Source organism: Actinacidiphila bryophytorum (assembly GCF_016916835.1).
Classification (GTDB): domain Bacteria; phylum Actinomycetota; class Actinomycetes; order Streptomycetales; family Streptomycetaceae; genus Actinacidiphila; species Actinacidiphila bryophytorum.
Map to the genome: position 1 here is coordinate 191,994 of NZ_JAFFIX010000003.1, position 18,531 is coordinate 210,524.

10 protein-coding genes are annotated in these 18,531 nt (G+C 72.0%); 3 read left to right on the forward strand and 7 right to left on the reverse strand.

What is annotated here, in order from left to right; all coding sequences use genetic code 11:
• Positions 1 to 130 precede the first annotated feature (130 nt).
• Positions 131 to 1,126, forward strand: coding sequence for a 2-hydroxyacid dehydrogenase (locus JT723_RS06075; protein WP_205043436.1), 996 nt, complete (start codon positions 131 to 133; stop codon positions 1,124 to 1,126).
• A gap of 76 nt (positions 1,127 to 1,202) precedes the next feature.
• On the forward strand, positions 1,203 to 2,228 hold the full coding sequence (locus JT723_RS06080; RefSeq protein ID WP_205043437.1) for an ATP-dependent 6-phosphofructokinase: 1,026 nt from the start codon (positions 1,203 to 1,205) through the stop codon (positions 2,226 to 2,228).
• A 30-nt stretch (positions 2,229 to 2,258) separates the two neighbouring features.
• On the opposite strand, the gene glgB is transcribed toward JT723_RS06080, so the two are convergent.
• The 4 genes from glgB to JT723_RS06100 form a co-directional block, all read right to left on the reverse strand.
• Positions 2,259 to 4,928, reverse strand: coding sequence for a 1,4-alpha-glucan branching enzyme (glgB, locus tag JT723_RS06085; protein WP_205043438.1), 2,670 nt, complete (start codon positions 4,926 to 4,928; stop codon positions 2,259 to 2,261).
• Complete coding sequence (locus tag JT723_RS06090) at positions 4,925 to 6,412, reverse strand: maltokinase N-terminal cap-like domain-containing protein (RefSeq protein ID WP_205043439.1); 1,488 nt, start codon at positions 6,410 to 6,412, stop codon at positions 4,925 to 4,927. The genes glgB and JT723_RS06090 overlap by 4 nt, the downstream gene beginning before the upstream one ends.
• A gap of 361 nt (positions 6,413 to 6,773) precedes the next feature.
• Entirely contained in the window at positions 6,774 to 8,474 is a 1,701-nt protein-coding gene (gene treS / locus JT723_RS06095) for a maltose alpha-D-glucosyltransferase (protein ID WP_205043440.1), read from the reverse strand.
• Positions 8,471 to 10,456 (reverse strand): alpha-1,4-glucan--maltose-1-phosphate maltosyltransferase, encoded by a 1,986-nt coding sequence (locus JT723_RS06100; protein WP_205043441.1) that lies wholly within the window; start codon positions 10,454 to 10,456, stop codon positions 8,471 to 8,473. The genes treS and JT723_RS06100 overlap by 4 nt, the downstream gene beginning before the upstream one ends.
• Positions 10,457 to 11,105: 649 nt before the next feature.
• Between JT723_RS06100 and glgP the strand changes: the two genes are divergently transcribed.
• Positions 11,106 to 13,715: an alpha-glucan family phosphorylase gene (gene glgP / locus JT723_RS06105; protein WP_205043442.1), complete on the forward strand. Its 2,610-nt coding sequence runs from the start codon at positions 11,106 to 11,108 to the stop codon at positions 13,713 to 13,715.
• Positions 13,716 to 14,098: 383 nt separating this feature from the next.
• On the opposite strand, the gene JT723_RS06110 is transcribed toward glgP, so the two are convergent.
• From JT723_RS06110 to JT723_RS06120, 3 genes are all read right to left on the reverse strand, one after another.
• Positions 14,099 to 15,460, reverse strand: coding sequence for a DEAD/DEAH box helicase (locus tag JT723_RS06110; RefSeq protein ID WP_251512444.1), 1,362 nt, complete (start codon positions 15,458 to 15,460; stop codon positions 14,099 to 14,101).
• A gap of 107 nt (positions 15,461 to 15,567) precedes the next feature.
• Positions 15,568 to 15,771 carry a cold-shock protein gene (locus tag JT723_RS06115; RefSeq protein ID WP_033177479.1) on the reverse strand — a complete coding sequence of 68 codons (204 nt, stop codon included), beginning with the start codon at positions 15,769 to 15,771 and terminating at the stop codon, positions 15,568 to 15,570.
• A 247-nt stretch (positions 15,772 to 16,018) separates the two neighbouring features.
• On the reverse strand, positions 16,019 to 18,376 hold the full coding sequence (locus JT723_RS06120) for a M4 family metallopeptidase (RefSeq protein WP_205043635.1): 2,358 nt from the start codon (positions 18,374 to 18,376) through the stop codon (positions 16,019 to 16,021).
• Positions 18,377 to 18,531: the final 155 nt, after the last annotated feature.

Below are 18,531 nucleotides of genomic sequence, written 5' to 3' on the forward strand. Positions count from 1 at the left end.
GGGACCCCGCCCGGGGCACCCGCCGGCATGCGGCCGTACGGCAGCGCCGGGGTGCGCGCTGCCCGGGATCGCCGCACAGTGCACGTAGGGTGAGGACAGGCCCAGCCGAGCGAGCGAGGAGGGCCGTGCGATGGACGTTCTGGCCACCGGAGTGCAGCGTGACGAGCGGCCCCTGCTGGAGGCGGCGTTCGCCGGGCGGCACGACATCCGCTGCCTGGAGACGACGCTCACCGCCGACACCCTGCCGCTGGCCGCCGGCTACGAGGCGGTCTCCACCAGCGTCAACGCCGTCCTGGACGCCCCCGTCCTGGAGGGACTGGTCAAGGGCGGCACCCGGCTGATCACCCAGCGCTCCACCGGCTACAACAACATCGACCTGGCCCACGCCGAGAGACTCGGCATGACCGTGGCCCGGGTCGCCGCCTACTCCCCGTATGCGGTCGCCGAATTCGCCTGGACCCTGGCGCTGGCCCTGGAGCGGCGCATCGTCAGGGCCGCGGGGCGCACCCGCGACTTCGACTTCCGGCTCGACGGGCTGCTCGGCCGGGACTTCCACGGCCGTACCGCGGGCGTCATCGGCACCGGCAGGATCGGCACCGCCTTCACCGCCATCGCCCGCGGCTTCGGCATGCGGCTGCTCGGCTGGGACATCACGCCCAACCCCGAGTGCGAGGAGATGGGCATGCAGTACGTGGAGCTGGACAGGCTCTTCCGTGAGGCGGACCTGCTCACCCTGCACGTGCCGCTGATGCCGTCCACCCACCACCTGGTCGGCACCCGGCGGCTGGCCGAGATGAAGGACGACGCGCTCCTGATCAACACCAGCCGCGGTGCCCTCATCGACTCCGCCGCCCTGGTCGAGACGCTGCGCGAAGGACGGATCGGCGGGGTCGGCCTGGACGTGTACGAGGAGGAGGCGGGGGTCTTCTTCTACGACAAGTCCCTGGAGGTCATGACGGACGACGTCCTGGCCAGGCTGCTGACCTTCACCAACGTGCTGATCAGCTCGCACCAGGCGTACTACACGGTGGACGCCGTCGAGGAGATCGTCGCGGCGACGCTGCGCAACGTCAACGACTACGTGGCCGGCCGGATCACCGACAGCACCCTGATCCCGCGGCCCTGATACCGCGCCCCGGCCCGGGCGCCCCGGCCCCGCGCCCCCGACCCTTCGTGTTCCTGCCCCCTGGAGACACCCGCTCATGCGTATCGGAGTCCTCACCGCCGGCGGCGACTGCCCCGGACTCAACGCCGTCATCCGGTCGGTCGTGCACCGCGCGCTGACCGGGCACACGGACGAGGTCATCGGTTTCGAGGACGGTTTCGTCGGCCTGCTCGAAGGCCGCTTCCGCCCGCTCGACCTCAACTCCGTCAGCGGCATCCTGGCCCGCGGCGGCACCGTGCTCGGCTCGGCCCGGCTGGAGCGCGGCCGGCTGCGCGAGGCCGCGGACAACGCCGACGAGATGTGCTCGCGCTACGGCATCGACGCCCTCATCCCGATCGGCGGCGAGGGCACCCTGACCGCCGCCCGCATGCTGTCCGACGCAGGGATGCCGGTCGTCGGGGTGCCCAAGACCATCGACAACGACATCAACGGCACCGACCGCACCTTCGGCTTCGACACCGCCGTCACCGTCGCGACCGAGGCGATCGACCGGCTCAAGACCACCGCCGAGTCCCATCAGCGGGTCATGGTCGTGGAGGTGATGGGCCGGCACGCCGGGTGGATCGCGCTGGAGGCCGGCATGGCGGGCGGCGCCCACGGCATCTGCGTGCCGGAGCGCCCCTTCGACCCCGCCGACCTGGTCGACATGGTCACCGAGCGCTTCGCCCGCGGCAAGAAGTTCGCCGTCATCTGCGTCGCCGAGGGCGCCCACCCGGCCAAGGACACCATGGACTACGGCGTCGGCGAGATCGACAAGTTCGGCCACGAGCGCTTCAACGGCATCGGCACCACCCTGGCCCGCGAGCTCGAACGGCGGCTCGGCAAGGAGGCCCGCCCGGTCATCCTCGGCCACGTCCAGCGCGGCGGCGTCCCCACGGCCTACGACAGGGTCCTGGCCACCCGCTTCGGCTGGCACGCCGTGGAGGCCGCCCACAAGGGCGCCTTCGGCCACATGACGGCGCTGCACGGCACCCGCATCGACATGGTCCCGCTGGCCGACGCGATCACCTACCTCAAGACGGTCCCCGAGGACCGCATGGAGGAGGCCGAGTCGGTCTTCTGACCGGCCCGGCCCCTCAGCGGTCCGCGCGGGTCAGCCGCGGTCCCGGCGCAGCCACACCGCCGACAGCGGCGGCAGCGTCATGGTGAGGCTGTGCGGGCGCCCGTGCCAGGGCGACGCCTCGGTCTTGATCTGGTCCGGCAGGGTCACCCCGCTGCCGCCGAAGCGCAGCTCGTCGGTGTTGAGCACCGGCGTCCACACCGCGGCGGGCGAGCCGAGCCGGTAGCCGTCGCGGACGACGGGCGAGAAGTTGCACACGCACAGCAGCGGTTCACCGGCCGCGTCGTAGCGCAGGTAGGCGAAGACGTTGTCCTCCGCGGCGCCGCCGTCGATCCACTCGAAGCCGCCCGGGTCGGTGTCGCGCTGCCACAGCGCGGGCGTGGCCGCGTAGACGGTGTTCAGCTCGCGCACCAGGTCGCGCACCCCGCGGTGGTCGCCGGCCGCCGAGTACTTGGGGTCCACCAGCCACCAGTCGGGGCCGCTCTCGTACGACCACTCGGCGCCCTGCGCGAACTCCTGGCCCATGAACAGCAGCTGCTTGCCCGGGTGGGACCACATGAAGCCCAGGTACGCGCGATGGGTCGCGCGCTGCTGCCACCAGTCGCCCGGGACCTTCGCCACCAGGGCGCCCTTGCCGTGCACGACCTCGTCGTGCGAGATGGGCAGGACGTAGTTCTCGCTGTACGCGTACACCATCGAGAACGTCATCTCGTTGTGGTGGTACTTGCGGTGCACCGGCTCGTGGCCGATGTAGCCGAGCGAGTCGTGCATCCAGCCCATGTTCCACTTCAGGCCGAAGCCGAGGCCGCCGAAACCGGTGTGGCCCACGTGGTGGGTCGCACGGGTGACGCCGTCCCAGGCGGTGGACTCCTCGGCGATCGTGATGACCCCGGGGCAGCGGCGGTAGACGGTGGCGTTCATCTCCTGCAGGAAGGCCACCGCGTCCAGGTTCTCCCGGCCGCCGTGCACGTTCGGCAGCCAGTCGCCGCCCTCGCGCGAGTAGTCCAGGTACAGCATCGAGGCCACGGCGTCGACCCGCAGGCCGTCGATGTGGAAGTCCTCGCACCAGTACACGGCGTTGGCGACCAGGAAGTTGCGCACCTCGGTGCGGCCGAAGTCGAATTCGAGGGTGCCCCAGTCCGGGTGCTCGGCCCGCCGCGGGTCGGCCGGCTCGTACAGGGGCTCGCCGTCGAAACGCGCCAGCGCCCAGTCGTCCTTCGGGAAGTGCGCCGGCACCCAGTCCATGATCACCCCGATCCCCGCCCGGTGCAGCGCGTCCACCAGGTACCGGAAGTCGTCCGGCGAACCCAGCCGCGGCATCGGCGCGTAGTACGAGGTGACCTGGTAGCCCCAGGACCCGCTGAAGGGGTGCCCGGCGATCGGCATCAGCTCCACGTGCGTGAAGCCCAGGTCCTTCACGTACGCCGGCAGCTGCTCGGCCAGCTCGCGGTACGTCAGGCCCGGCCGCCACGACGGCAGGTGCACCTCGTAGACGGAGAAGGGGGCGCGGTGCACGGGGGTGTCCGCGCGGCGGGCCATCCAGTCCGCGTCGCCCCACTCGAACGCCGACTCCGTCACCACCGACGCCGTCGCGGGCGGGACCTCGGTCGCCCGCGCCATCGGGTCCGCCTTCATGCTGTGCGAGCCGTCCGGGTGGGTGATGTCGTACTTGTACGCCGTCCCCGCGCCGACGCCCGGCACGAACAGCTCCCACACGCCGGAGGAGCCGAGCGAGCGCATCGGCAGCGACGTGCCGTCCCAGAAGGTGAAGTCCGCCGCGAGGCGGACGCCCCGGGCGTTCGGCGCCCACACCGCGAAGCGGGTGCCCTTCACTCCGGCGTGGGTCATGGGCTGCGAGCCCAGTGCCTTCCACAGCTGCTCGTGGCGGCCCTCGCGGATCAGGTGCAGGTCCAGCTCGCCGAGCGAGGGCAGGAAGCGGTAGGGGTCCTCGGTGAGGACCTCGTCGCCGTCGTACACCACCGCCAGGCGGTAGGCGGGGATCGCCTTGAGCGGCAGCAGCGCCGAGAACAGGCCGTCGCCCTCGGAGGGCAGGTCCACGCGGTTGCCGTCGGCGGTGACCACGGCCACGCGCCGGGCGTACGGGCGCAGCGCCCGTACCCGCACTCCGCCCTTCTCGGGATGCGCCCCGAGCACCCCGTGCGGATCATGGTGCTCCCCGGCGAGCAACCGCCCCCGATCCGCTCCCGCAAGTGCCCCCTCGCGCTCCGACGCCGCCCCGGAGGGGCGGTTGCTCCCGTCCCCGGACCTTCCCTTCGCGGGTGGCTGGTCGCGCAGTTCCGCCCCCAGAGCTTCGCCCGGGGGGACCTCCGGCGCCTCCTGTGTGGTGCCCTCTGCGGCAGCGGCACCCTTGCGCTCCGACGCCGGCTTTTCAGGGGCGCGGGGAACTGCGCGCTCAGCCGGCTCCTGCGCCCGGGCCGTCACCGGCCGTGAGGGGCTGTTGCCGTCGGAGCCGGACCACCGGGCGGAGGGTGTGCTCTCCGCAGGAGGAGGGGTGGCGGGCGCCGTGCCCGAGGCAGGGGGGTGGGGGGTGGTGGCTCCGAGTCCGCGGGCTGCGGCCTCGGAGATGGCGCCGGTGGCAGGGGTACGTTCGTCGGTCACGGGCGCGGTCTCCTCGGGCGGTACGGGTGGTCCTGGCGGGGGCGGATTCGGGGTCGGCCGGGCCGACGGCGGGTTCGGGGTCATACGGACGTGGCCAGTCTGGCCAGGGCCGAGAGCGGGATCGGCAGCCAGGCCGGCCGGTGCCTGGCCTCGTAGCGGGCCTCGTAGACGGCCTTGTCCGTCTCGAAGGCCCGTATCAGCACGGGCTGTTCGCGCGGGTCGGTGCCGGAGACGGCCGCGTACCCGGTGCAGTAGGCGTCGCGGTGCCTGGCCGCCCAGGGGCCGTTGCCGCTGTGGTGGGCGGCGTAGTCGAAGGACCGCAGCATGCCGGCGACGTCCTGCACGGGCGGCGCGGCCTTGCGGCGCTCGGCCAGCGGGCGGGCGGGCTCGCCCTCGAAGTCGATCAGCACCCACTCCCCGGCCGGCCCGCGCAGCGCCTGGCCGAGGTGGAGGTCGCCGTGGATGCGCTGGGCGGTGACAGCGTGGCCGGGCAGTGTGCCGGCGCCGAGTTTGGCGAGGTCGTCGAAGGCGGAGCGCAGCGCGGCGGCGTAGGGGCGTACCGCGGCGACCTCGGCGGCGGTCTCGTCGAGCCGGCGGGCCATGCCGGCCGCCATGCGTTCCAGGGCCTCGCCGCCCAGCGCCCGTACCGGAAGGGCGGCCGCCAGCGAGGCGTGCACCTCGGCGGTGGCGCGGCCCAGCGCTGCGGCCTCGGCGCGGAAGTCGCCGTCTTCTGCGACGCTGGCCAGCGCGAGCGCCCAGCCGTCGGACGAGCCGGGCAGGAAGCGCTGGAGTACGCCGAGGGTGGTGGGCTCCTCGGCGGCGGGTCCCGGCCCCGGCTCCAGCGACTCGAACCAGGCCACGGGTTCCGCGACCCGCCGGGAGCCGGCGCGGGCCAGCGCGAGGGAGAGTTCGAGGTCGGGGTTGGTGCCGGGGGAGACGCGGCGGAAGAGCTTGAGGATGTAGGCGTCGCCGTAGACGACGGAGGTGTTGGACTGCTCCGCGGTGGACACCCGGGGCGCGAGCGCGGGCGGGAAGACGGCGTGCGGCTCGGTGGTGAAGCGCAGCCGCCCGGTGCGGCCGGGCATCCTGAGGCGTTCCAGGAGCAGCGCGGCCAGCCGGGGGTCGTGCGGGGCGTCGTAGAGCGTCAGCCCGTCGTAGGGGCCGCCGACGGCGGGTCCCAGCGCGGTGCGCACCAGTGCGGACGGCAGCAGCGGATGCGCGCCGAGCAGCAGTTGGTAGCAGTCTGCTGGCCGGCCCGGCTGCTCGACGTCGACCAGCACGTGCAGCAGTCCGAGCGGCCCGTGCGAGCCGCCGGGCGGCATCAGCTCGGTGGCCCCGGCCAGCCGGAAGCCGTTGATGGGCAGGCCCTTGCCGGCGAACCAGCGCTGCCGCGGCAGCCAGCCGCGCAGCAGCGGTTCGAGGGAGCGCAGCAGCCCGGGTGCCACGGACGGCGTAACGGCCGGGGCGGCGGGCGGGGGAGCGGGCGCGGCGGCGGAGCCCGGCGCTCCGGTGGGTGCGGGGGCGGTGGGGGGCGCGGAGGGGACACGGGTCCAGGAGCTGTCCGACATGACGTCCTTTCCCCGGGGAGTCGCGCACCCGGCCGCTTCGACGAGCGGCAGGGGCGCCAGCCTCCCGGATGACGGGTTCGGGCTGTCCGGCGACACGGGGAGCCTGCCCCGGGCGGGTGACAGGAAACCGCCGTACGGCCCGCCCGCGTAACGTTCCGGTTGCCTCCCGGCGTACCGGTCGTGCGGTCGGCGCACACGGAGCCTGCTCGCCTCGCGAACGGGGTGTGTCCGGTTGATCCGGTGACGGTGGCATACGTCCGGATACCTCTGGATCCTGCCAAAGGTGCGTCAGGCCCGCTACTCGGGCGCGCTCCTGGGGGTCCTTCGGGCGCGGGGGGCCGGACGGGCCGGCCCCCCGCCGTCATGACGCGTTGCGGCGCAGGCGGAACCAGTAGAAGCCGTGGCCCGCGAGGGTGAGCAGGTACGGCAGCTGGCCGATCGCCGGGAAGCGGACCCCGCCGATCAGCTCCACGGGGTGCCGGCCGGTGTAGCGGCGCAGGTCGAGCTCGGTGGGCTGGGCGAAGCGGGAGAAGTTGTTCACGCACAGCACCAGGTCGTCGCCGTCCTCCCGGAGGAAGGCCAGCACGGCCGGGTTGCTCGACGTCAGCTCGGTGTACGAGCCGAGGCCGAAGGCACGGTTCTGCTTGCGGATCTCGATCATCCGCCGGGTCCAGTGCAGCAGTGAGCTGGGTGAACTCATCTGCGCCTCGACATTGGTGACCTGGTATCCGTAGACCGGGTCCATGATGGTCGGCAGGTAGAGCCGTCCGGGGTCGCTGGAGGAGAACCCGGCATTGCGGTCGGGCGTCCACTGCATCGGGGTGCGCACCGCGTCGCGGTCGCCCAGCCAGATGTTGTCGCCCATGCCGATCTCGTCGCCGTAGTAGAGAATGGGCGAGCCGGGCAGGGACAGCAGCAGCGCGGTGAACAGTTCGATCTGGTTGCGGTCGTTGTCGAGCAGCGGCGCCAGTCTGCGGCGGATGCCGATGTTGGCCCGCATCCGCGGGTCCTTGGCGTATTCCGCGTACATGTAGTCGCGTTCCTCGTCGGTGACCATTTCGAGGGTCAGCTCGTCGTGGTTCCGCAGGAAGATGCCCCACTGGCAGGTGTCGGGAATGGCCGGGGTCTTGGCCAGGATTTCCGACACCGGGTAGCGGGACTCACGCCGTACCGCCATGAAGATCCGCGGCATCACCGGGAAGTGGAAGGCCATGTGGCATTCGTCGCCGCCCTTGTGGAAGTCGCCGAAGTAGTCGACGACGTCCTCGGGCCACTGGTTGGCCTCGGCCAGCAGCACGGTGTCCGGGTACTGGGCGTCGATCTCCGCGCGCACCTTCTTCAGGAACTCGTGGGTCCTGGGCAGGTTCTCGCAGTTGCTGCCCTCCTGCTGGTACAGGTAGGGCACCGCGTCGAGCCGGAATCCGTCGATGCCGAGGTCGAGCCAGAAGCGCAGCGCGGCCAGGATCTCCTCCTGGACCGCGGGGTTCTCGTAGTTGAGGTCGGGCTGGTGCGAGAAGAAGCGGTGCCAGTAGTACTGCTTGCGCACCGGGTCGAAGGTCCAGTTCGACGTCTCGGTGTCGACGAAGATGACCCGCGCGTCGGGGAACTGCTTGTCGTCGTCGGCCCAGGTGTAGTAGTCGCCGTACGGGCCTTCCGGGTCGCTGCGGGACTGCTGGAACCACTCGTGCTGGTCGCTGGTGTGGTTCATGACGAAGTCGATGATGACGCGCATGCCGCGCTGGTGGGCGGCGTCCACGAACTCCACGAAGTCGGCCAGGTCGCCGAACTCGGGGAGCACCGCGGTGTAGTCGGCGACGTCGTATCCGCCGTCGCGCAGCGGAGAGGCGAAGAACGGCGGCAGCCACAGGCAGTCGACGCCCAGCCATTGGAGGTAGTCGAGTTTGGCGGTGATGCCTTTCAGGTCGCCGACACCGTCGCCGTTGCTGTCCTGGAAGGAGCGGACGAGGACTTCGTAGAACACCGCCCGTTTGAACCACTCGGGATCTCGGTCTTTTGCCGGGGTGTCCTCGAAGGTGTCGGGTACGGGTTCGTTGACGATCAACTGAGTGACCCTCCGATCGATGGAGACGGTCGCAGCGACAGGACGTGCGCGGGCACGCGGCCCGGCTCAAGGCGCACATAGTTGTCTCTGCCCCAGTGGTAGGTCTCACCGGTGAGCGCGTCGCGCACCGGGAAGGACTCGTGCCAGGAAAGGCCGAGTTCCGGCATGTTCAACGAGACGGTCGCCTCCTGGGTGTGGAACGGATCCAGGTTGACGACCACCAGTACGACGTCGTCCCCGCGTCGCTTGGAGTACGCGAGCAGCGCGTCGTTGTCCACGGGGTGGAACGTGATGTCCCGCAGCTGCTGGAGCGCCGGATGACGGCGGCGCAACCGGTTCAGCGTGGTGATCAGCGGGGCCAGCGAGCGCCCCTCGGCCTCGGCCGCCGCCCAGTCGCGCGGCCGCAGTTCGTACTTCTCCGAGTGCAGGTACTCCTCACTCCCGGGCTTGGCGGGGTCCGCCTCGCACAGTTCGAAGCCCGCGTAGACCCCCCAGCTGGGGGAAAGGGTCGCCGCGAGCACAGCCCTGGCCTCGAAAGCCGGGCGGCCGCCGTCCTGCAGGTAGGCGTGCAGGATGTCGGGTGTGTTGACGAAGAAGTTCGGCCGCATCCACGCGGCCTTCTCCCCGCTCAGCTCCCGCATGTAGTCGGTCAGCTCGGCCTTCCCGGTGCGCCAGGTGAAGTACGTGTAGGACTGCTGGAAGCCGATCTGCCCGAGCGTGCTCATCATCGCCGGGCGGGTGAAGGCCTCGGCGAGGAAGACCACGTCCGGGTGCGTGCGGTTGATGTCGGCGATCACCTTCTCCCAGAAGACGACCGGCTTGGTGTGCGGGTTGTCGACCCGGAAGATCCGCACCCCGTGCGCCATCCAGTGCCGCAGCACCCGCAGCGTCTCGCGGACGATGCCGGGGAAGTCCTCGTCGAAGGCCACCGGGTAGATGTCCTGGTACTTCTTCGGCGGGTTCTCCGCGTACGCGATCGTGCCGTCGGCCCGGTGCGCGAACCACTCCGGGTGCTTGGCGACCCACGGGTGGTCAGGGGAGCACTGCAGCGCGAAGTCCAGCGCCACCTCAAGACGCAGCTCCCTGGCCCTGGCCACGAAGTGGTCGAAGTCCTCGATCGTGCCCAGGTCCGGGTGGACCGCGTCGTGCCCGCCCTCGGGCGAGCCGATCGCCCACGGCGAACCCACGTCGTGCGGACCCGCCGTCAGGGTGTTGTCGCGGCCCTTGCGGAAGGCTGAGCCGATCGGGTGGATCGGCGGCAGGTAGACCACGTCGAAGCCCATCGCGGCGACCGCCGGCAGCCGCTCCGCGGCCGTACGGAAGGTGCCGTGCCGCGGCGGCTCCCCCTCCGTGACCACCGCGCCCTCCGAGCGCGGGAAGAACTCGTACCAGGACCCGAACAGCGCCCGCTCCCGCTCCACGTGCAGCGGCAGCGGCCGGGAGGCGCTGACCAGCTCGCGCAGCGGGAAGCGGTCGAGCACCGCGACCACCTCGGGGGCCAGCGCCGCCGCGTGCCGGGCCGCGACCGGCCGCGCCGCGTCCCGCAGCGCGTCCGCCGCCGCCAGCACCACCGAGCGCCCGTCGGCCTTGGGCACCCCGGCCGCCGCCCGCTCGTACAGCAGCGCGCCCTCGGCCAGCACCAGGTCGGTGTCGATGTCCGCCGGGATCTTGATGCCCGCCGCGTGCCGCCAGGTCGCCACCGGGTCCGACCAGGCCTCCACGGTGTACGACCAGCGGCCCTCCGAGGTGGGGGTCACCCGGGCGCCCCAGCGGTCGGTGCCGGGCTCCAGCTCGCGCATCGGCGTCCACGGCCCCGAGCGGCCCGCGGAGTCCCGCAGCACCACGTTGGCGGCGACCGCGTCGTGCCCCTCTCTGAACACCGTGGCGGTCACCTCGAAGGTCTCGCCCACCACGGCCTTGGCCGGCCTGCGGCCGCCGTCCACCAGCGGCCGGACATCGAGAACGGGAATGCGACCGATCATTTCCTCACCTGACAGCGCTGGGTACGGGACGACGACTTCCGCTCTTTTTAACTGCTCTTGGCGTTGTCGGCCTGCCTGCGGGGCCGCGGCCCCCCGCGATCACCCGGGTGGCGGTGACAGGTCCGTTCGGGTGCCCGCGCCGGGTCCCGGCAAACGAGGCGGGAGCTGTGCACCGGGGAGCCTGCCCAGGGTCTACGCGCGACACGCGCCACCTGACGGCGTTTCGGTAGCGCGCCGCGAGTGCTCTGATCCGTGCCGCCGCGGCACCCCGGCAGCGCCCGCCGGGGCCGCGCCCGTGGCGTCCCGGCGAGTCCGGATTCGTACCTCCGTGCGCGCCCCCGGATGCGCCCCCGCGTACGCCCCAGGCGGTCGCGGAGCCGCAGTTGTGCTCCCCGCGGGCCGTGTGATCCAAGCCACCAGCATCGCACCGCGCGGCCGGGTGTGCACGGCTGTCGGCATCCCTGACCGGCACTCCGGCACGCCCGGAACGCGCACGACATTTTCCGGCCTCCTGTCGTACACCCGGCTGAACGCGCCCGCGCCCGCGCACCGCTGACGCTCACTCCTGTGAGCCGCCGTTCGAGCGTTTGAACCACCGGATCGGGGACAGGACCGGCGGGCGGAAGGCCCGCCGGGCTACGGTCGGAGGGTGAAGGCTATCCGTCGATTCACCGTGCGCACCGTCCTGCCGGAACCTCTGCGCCCGCTGGGGGGTCTGGCCCAGAACCTCCGCTGGTCGTGGCACCAGGAGACCAGGGAGCTTTTCCAGAGCGTCGACCCCGAGGGCTGGCGGGCAGCCCAGGGCGACCCCGTACGCCTGCTCGGCACGGTCGGCAAGGACCGGCTCGCCGCACTGGCCGTCGACCGGCGCTTCCTGCGCCGGCTGACCGCCGCCGCAGAAGACCTCGCCGACTACACCTCCAGCCCCCGCTGGTACCAGGAGCAGACCGACCTGCCCGCCGCCATCGCCTACTTCTCACCCGAGTTCGGCATCACCTTCGCCCTGCCGCAGTACTCGGGCGGCCTGGGCATCCTGGCCGGCGACCACCTCAAGGCGGCCAGCGACCTCGGGGTGCCGCTCATCGGCGTCGGCCTGCTCTACCGGCACGGCTACTTCCGCCAGACCCTCTCCCGCGAGGGCTGGCAGCAGGAGCAGTACCCGGTGCTCGACCCCAACTCGCTGCCCGTCACACCGCTGCGCGAGGCCGACGGCAGCCCCGCCCGGATAAGCCTGGTGCTGCCCGGCGGCCGGGCGCTGCACGCCAGGATCTGGAAGGCCCAGGTCGGCCGGGTGCCGCTGCTGCTGCTCGACTCCGACGTCGAGGGCAACCAGGCCGCCGAGCGCGACGTCACCGACCGGCTCTACGGCGGCGGCAGCGAGCACCGGCTGCTCCAGGAGATGCTGCTCGGCATCGGCGGGGTCCGCGCCGTGCGCGCCTACTGCCGGATCACCGGCCACCCCGAGCCCGAGGTCTTCCACACCAACGAGGGCCACGCCGGCTTCCTCGGCCTGGAACGCATCCGCGAGCTGTCCCTCGACGGCCTGGACTTCGACGCGGCACTCGAAGCGGTCAGGGCCGGCACCGTCTTCACCACCCACACCCCCGTGCCCGCCGGCATCGACCGCTTCGACCGCGAACTGGTCGCCCGCCACCTCGGCGACGGCGGCGAACTGGCCGGCGTCGACACCGGGCGGATCCTCGAACTCGGCATGGAGACCCACCGCGGCGGCGACCCCAACCTGTTCAACATGGCCGTCATGGGCCTGCGGCTCGCCCAGCGCGCCAACGGCGTGTCCACGCTGCACGGCGCCGTCAGCCGGGAGATGTTCGCCGGGCTGTGGCCGGGATTCGACCCCGAGGACGTGCCCATCACGTCCATCACCAACGGGGTGCACGCCCCCACCTGGGTGGCCCCCGAGGTGCTGCGGCTCGGCGCCCGGCAGATCGGCGCGCAGCACGCGGAGGACGCGCTGATGATCGGCGGCACCGACCGCTGGGAGGCTATGGGCGGCATCCCCGACACCGCGATCTGGGAGCTGCGCCGGGAACTGCGCGAGCAGCTCGTCGAGGACGTACGCGTCCGGCTGCGCGCCTCCTGGCGGCAGCGCGGTGCGGGCGAGGCGGAACTCGGCTGGACCGACCACGTCCTCGACCCCGACGTCCTCACCATCGGCTTCGCCCGCCGGGTCCCCTCCTACAAGCGGCTCACCCTGATGCTGCGCGACCAGGACCGGCTCATGGAGCTGCTGCTGCACCCCGAGCGGCCGATCCAGATCGTCGTCGCAGGCAAGGCGCACCCCGCCGACGACAGCGGCAAGCGCCTGGTGCAGGAACTGGTCCGCTTCACCGACGACCCCCGGGTGCGGCACCGCATCGTCTTCCTGCCCGACTACGACATGCGCATGGCCCGGCTGCTCTACCCCGGCTGCGACGTCTGGCTCAACAACCCGCTGCGCCCCCTGGAGGCCTGCGGCACCTCGGGCATGAAGGCCGCGCTCAACGGCTGCCTCAACCTGTCGGTGCTCGACGGCTGGTGGGACGAGTGGTTCGACGGCGCCAACGGCTGGGCGATCCCCACCGCCGACGGCATCACCGACGAGGACCGGCGCGACGAGCTGGAGGCCGCCGCGCTCTACAACCTGCTGGAGAACCAGGTCGCCCCGCGCTTCTACGACCACGGCTCGCGCGGGCTGCCGCAGCGGTGGATCGAGATGGTCAGGCACACCCTGACCACGCTCGGCCCGAAGGTGCTCGCCGGGCGCATGGTCCGCGACTACGTCACCGAGCTGTACGCGCCCGCTGCCAGGTCGCACCGCGCCATACAGGGTCCCGCGGCCGTCGACCTGGCCGAGTGGAAGCGCCGGGTACGCCGGCAGTGGCCGCAGGTCTCCGTGGACCACGTGGAGACCGACTCCGTCGAGGGCACCCCGGAACTGGGCTCCACGCTCACCCTGCGCACCCAGATCACCCTGGGCGGCCTCGACCCCGCAGACGTCGACGTCCAGCTCCTGTCGGGCCGCGTCGACACCGCGGACCGGCTGGCCTCGCCGACGATCCTGTCCCTCAAGCCGACCGGGCGCCCCGACATCTCGGGCCGCCACTCCTACGAAGGTCCCCTCACCCTCGACCGCACCGGCTCCTTCGGTTACACCGTCCGCGTCCTCCCGGCCCACCCCCTCCTCGCCACCCCGGCCGAACTCGGACTAGTGGCTGTTCCGCCCGAAGCCACGGGTATGACGGCAGGCGTCCTCCGCTAACCCCCTGCGGGGGCGCCCCTTCGCCTGACGGCGAGCGTTTCAGGGGCGCGGCCCCTCGGGGGGCGCCCCTGCGCTTGGCGGCGAGCGTTTTCAGGGGCGCGGCCCCTGCGGGGTGCCCGTGCGCTTGGCGGCGAGCGTTTTCAGGGGCGCGGCCCCTCGGGGGGCGCCCCTGTGTCGGGCGGCGAGCGTTTCAGGGGCGCGGGGAACTGCGCGCGCAACCCACCACCGGCCGGTGGTCCGGCACGGACCGAAGAGCCCCTTTGGGTCGGTGACGACCCGCGCGCCCGGTGGGGGCTGGTCGCGCAGTTCCCCGCGCCCCTGATGGCTCGGCCCCCCCGGAAGGGGCACCCCCCGGAGGGGCGCTCTCTGCGGAGGGGGCGGGGTCAGGCTGCGCGACGGCCGTTGCTGCCTCGGGCGCGACGGCCGGCGGCGCCGCCGCGGCCTGCGGCCGCGCCGGGGCCGGTGCGGCGGCCGGCGGGGTTGCCGCCGGAGCGGCGGCGCGCGGCGGGCTTCGCGGCGGGAGCCGCGGGGGCCGGGGCCGCCGGGAGGGCGACAGGAGTCCCCGACGGCTTGCGGGCACCGGTGATGCGCACGAGATCCGGGTCGCCGGGCCGGACCCTGGCGGTGGCCGGGCGGATACCGGCCTGGGCCATGAGCCTGGCGTTCTCCCGCCGCTGCTCGGGCAGCACGAGGGTGACCACGGTCCCGGACTCGCCCGCACGCGCAGTGCGCCCGCCCCGGTGCAGGTAGTCCTTCGCCTCGGTCGGCGGGTCGACGTTCACGACGAGGTCGAGCCCGTCGATGTGGATGCCGCGCGCGGCGACGTTCGTGGCGACGAGCGCGTCGGCCGAACCCGTGCGGAACTGGTCGAGCGCCCGGTTGCGCTGCGGCTGCGACTTGCCGCCGTGCAGCGCCACCGCCCGTACGCCCTGGCCGAGCAGGTGCTTGGTGAGCCGGTCGGCACCCCGCTTGGTGCCGACGAACATGATCACCCCGCCCTTGCGGGCGGCGATCTCCGCGGTGACCGCGCGCTTGGTGGACTCGTCGACGTGCAGCACGTGGTGCTCCATCGTGGTGACGGTCGCGGCCGACGGGTCCACGGAGTGGGTGACGGGCTTGTCGAGGAAGCGCTTGACGAGCTTGTCGACATTGCGGTCCAGTGTCGCCGAGAACAGCATCCGCTGCCCGTCGGGGCGCACCTGTTCGAGCAGCCGGGTGACCTGCGGCAGGAAGCCCATGTCGGCCATCTGGTCGGCCTCGTCCAGCACGGTCACCGCGACCCGGTCCAGCGCGCAGGCGCGCCGGTCGATGAGGTCGGCGAGCCGCCCGGGCGTGGCGACCAGCACCTCGGCACCGGCCTTGAGCGCGGCGGTCTGCCGGTTGATGGAGGCGCCGCCGACGACCGCGGTGATCCGCAGCCCGAGCACCTTCGCGTACGGGTCGAGCGCCTCGGTGACCTGCCCGGCCAGCTCGCGCGTCGGGACCAGCACCAGTGCCAGCGGGCGCCTGGCCTCGGCCCGCCGGCCCGCGGCCTTGGTGCGGGTCAGCAGGGGCAGCCCGAAGGCCAGCGTCTTGCCCGAGCCGGTCCTGCCGCGGCCCAGCACGTCGCGGCCGGCGAGTGAGTCGGGGAGGGTGGCGGCCTGGATCGGGAACGGCTCGGTCACCCCGTGGGCTTCCAGGGCGGCGACGAGCGCCGGGTCCAGCGGAAGCTGGGAGAAGAGTGTGACGGGTGACACAGAGGACACGGGCGTTTCCTTACCTCGGGCCGCCGGTGCGGCGGCTGCATGCGAGAGGCCCGCACCGTGCGGTGCGGGCCTCCCATGACCGGGCGCAGCGGCCCGGCAGACGCCGGTCAGAGCGCCCGGATGTTCTCCGCCTGCGGGCCCTTCTGGCCCTGGGTGACGTCGAACTCGACCTTCTGGCCCTCAAGCAGCTCGCGGTAGCCCTGCGACTGGATGTTCGAGTAGTGGGCGAAGACGTCGGAGCCGCCGCCGTCCTGCTCGATGAAGCCGAAGCCCTTTTCCGAGTTGAACCACTTCACGGTTCCGGTAGCCATAATCAATCTCCTACTGGTGGGGCAGTTTCCAGATCCGCACTGTACGGATCCGGGTCGCTGTAGATGATCACCCCACACCGGAGAATTCCGGCAAAAACAAAAGTGCGCCCGGGGGATCGCAATCATCCAGGCGCACGCAAAGTTCTGGGTACCACAACTGCAACAGGGCCAACCCTACCAGACCGCGGCCCGGACCGGCCGTGGCGGCCGGTCCGGGCGCTTTGCGCCGTACGGGTGGGTCCGTGCGTCAGCTGACGTTGACGGCGGTGTCGTCGATCAGGAAGGAGGTCGCCAGGGAGGAGTCCTCGGTTCCGGTGAACTTCAGGGTGACGGTCTGGCCGATGTAGGGGGTGAGGCTGACGGTCCGCTGGACGTAGCCGGTGCCGCTGTTGAGGTTGGAGTAGGAGGCGAGGGTGCTGCTGCCGGCTGCGACGGTGAGCTTGTCGTAGGCGGTGCTGGTCGTCGTCTCACTGGTCGAGACGTACAGGTAGAAGGTCAGGCTCGCGCTGGTGCAGCTGGCGGGGATGGTCACCGACTGGGAGACGCTGTCGGTGTGGGTGGTGCCGTAGCCGTCCAGCCAGGCCTTGTAGGAGCCGGAGTGGGCGGGGGCGTCGGTGCTGCTGTCGATCGCGCCCGAGGTGGCGGTCCAGCCGGTGCTGCCGCTCTCGAAGCCGGGGTTGGTCAGCAGCTGGCTCGCGGTGCAGCCGCCGCTGGTGCTGGTGACGGCCCAGGTGAAGGAGGCCGTGCCGCTGGCGTTGGTCGAGTCCTTGGCCGTGACCGTCACGTTGTACGTGCCGGTGGTGGTCGAGGTGGTGCCCGAGATCAGCCCGGTCGAGGAGCCGATCGACAGGCCCGTGGGCAGGCCGGTCGCGCTGTAGGTCAGGGCGCCGCCGTTGCTGGTGCTGGCCTGGATCTGCAGGCTGACCGCGGTGCTGACCTTGGTGGACTGGTTGCCCGGGTTGGTCACCGACACGCCGCTCGGGGTGGTCACCCGGCTGCCGACGCCGATCGCCGCCCAGGTGTTGGCGACGGTGTTGTACGTGGCGCTGCCCGCGCCCCACAGGTCGGCCGCCGCCTGCAGCGACTGGGTGCGGGCCGCCGCGTAGTTGGTGGTCGAGGTGAAGCGCTCGGTCAGCGACTTGTACCAGAGCTTGAGCGCGTTGTCCCGGCCGATGCCCGGCACCGGCAGGTTGTCGTAGGTCGGGCTGTTGTAGCTGACCCCGCCGATGACCTTGGCGCCGCTGCCCTCGGAGAGCAGGTAGAAGAAGTGGTTGGCGGGACCCGAGGAGTAGTGGACGTCCAGGCCGCCGAGGCTGGAGGACCAGTTGTCCTTCGAGCCGCCGTCCTTGCTGGGTTTGTCCATGTAGCGCAGCGGGGTGCCGTCACCGTTGATGTCGATCTTCTCGCCGATGAGGTAGTCGCCCGGGTCGGTGGAGTTGTTGGCGTAGAACTCCACGCCGGTGCCGAAGATGTCGGACGTGGCCTCGTTCAGGCCGCCGGACTCGCCCGAGTAGTTCAGCCCGGCGCTGTTGGAGGTGACGCCGTGGCTCATCTCGTGGCCCGCGACGTCCAGTGCGGTCAGCGGGTGCGCGTTGCCGCTGCCGTCGCCGTAGGTCATGCAGAAGCAGGAGTCGTCCCAGAAGGCGTTGACGTAGCTGTTGCCGTAGTGGGTGCGGGAGTAGGCCGCCCGGCCGTCGTCGGCGATGCCGTTGCGCCCGAAGGTGTTCTTGTAGAAGTCCCAGGTCTCCTGGGCGCCGTAGGCGGCGTCCACGCCCGCGGTCTGTGCGGTGGTGCCGCTGCCGTCGCCCCAGGTGTCGTCGGCGTCGGTGAACAGCGTGCCGGTGCCCGACGTGCTGTGGTTCAGGTTGTACGTCTTGTGGCCGCCGCGGGTGTTGTCGGTCAGCTGGTAGGTGCTGCCGGACAGCGTCGTGGTGATGTTCACCTGGCCGCTGTACTCGCTGTTGCCGACGCCGGTCTCGATGCCCTGGTACTCGAAGAGCTTCGCGCCGGTGGTGGCGTCGGTGATCACGTGCAGCTGGTTGGGGGTGCCGTCGTCCTGCAGGCCGCCGACCACCGACTCCCAGGCGAGCACCGGGGTGCCGGAGGCCGCCCAGACCACCTTGCGGGGCGAGTTGACCGCCGCGGGGGACTTGGCGCCGTCGGCCTTGGCGCGCGAGAGGGCGAAGGACTTCGCCGAGTCGGCGCTCTTGAGTGCGGTCGTCGAGGCGACCGCGACCGAGGCGCTGGTCGCCTTGTCGACACCGGTGGTGGCGCCCAGCGGGCTCTGGTGCACGATCAGGTCGCCGCCGAGCACCGGCAGTCCCTGGTACGTGCGCTCGTAGCGGGTGTGGGTGCTGCCGTCGGCGTCCTGGGACACCGACTTGACGACCAGCTTCTCCTGGGCGCCGAGGTGCAGCGACGACGCGGTCGCCGCCGCGTGCGCCTGGGCCTGTGCCGTCAGTGCGGCCTGCTGGGCCGGGGTCAGCGAGGCCGGCAGGGCACCCGGCCTGGGCTGTACGTGGGAGGTCGCGGCCTGCGCCGCCGAACCGGTCGATGCGGCGGGTTCAGCTGCCGCGGTGCCGGCCGGCAGCGTCACGGCGAGCATCGCCGCACCGGCGATGAGCGCGCCGGCGGCTGCTGCCGTACGGGCCGTACGGGGGGATCGTGGCACTCGTCACTCCTTCTGCGGCGGCCACGGGTATGCGGCCGGTGACAGTCCGGGCGGGGTGGGGTTGGTGATCCGCCCGGATAGAGCTGTGG

Coding starts and splice junctions, on each gene's coding strand:
- JT723_RS06075 (WP_205043436.1), top strand. CDS start 131: ATGGACGTTCTGGCCACCGGAGTGCAGCGTGACGAGCGGCCCCTGCTG.
- glgB (WP_205043438.1), bottom strand. CDS start 4,928: ATGACCCCGAACCCGCCGTCGGCCCGGCCGACCCCGAATCCGCCCCCG.
- JT723_RS06115 (WP_033177479.1), bottom strand. CDS start 15,771: ATGGCTACCGGAACCGTGAAGTGGTTCAACTCGGAAAAGGGCTTCGGC.
- JT723_RS06080 (WP_205043437.1), top strand. CDS start 1,203: ATGCGTATCGGAGTCCTCACCGCCGGCGGCGACTGCCCCGGACTCAAC.
- JT723_RS06120 (WP_205043635.1), bottom strand. CDS start 18,376: ATGCTCGCCGTGACGCTGCCGGCCGGCACCGCGGCAGCTGAACCCGCC.
- JT723_RS06100 (WP_205043441.1), bottom strand. CDS start 10,456: ATGATCGGTCGCATTCCCGTTCTCGATGTCCGGCCGCTGGTGGACGGC.
- JT723_RS06090 (WP_205043439.1), bottom strand. CDS start 6,412: ATGTCGGACAGCTCCTGGACCCGTGTCCCCTCCGCGCCCCCCACCGCC.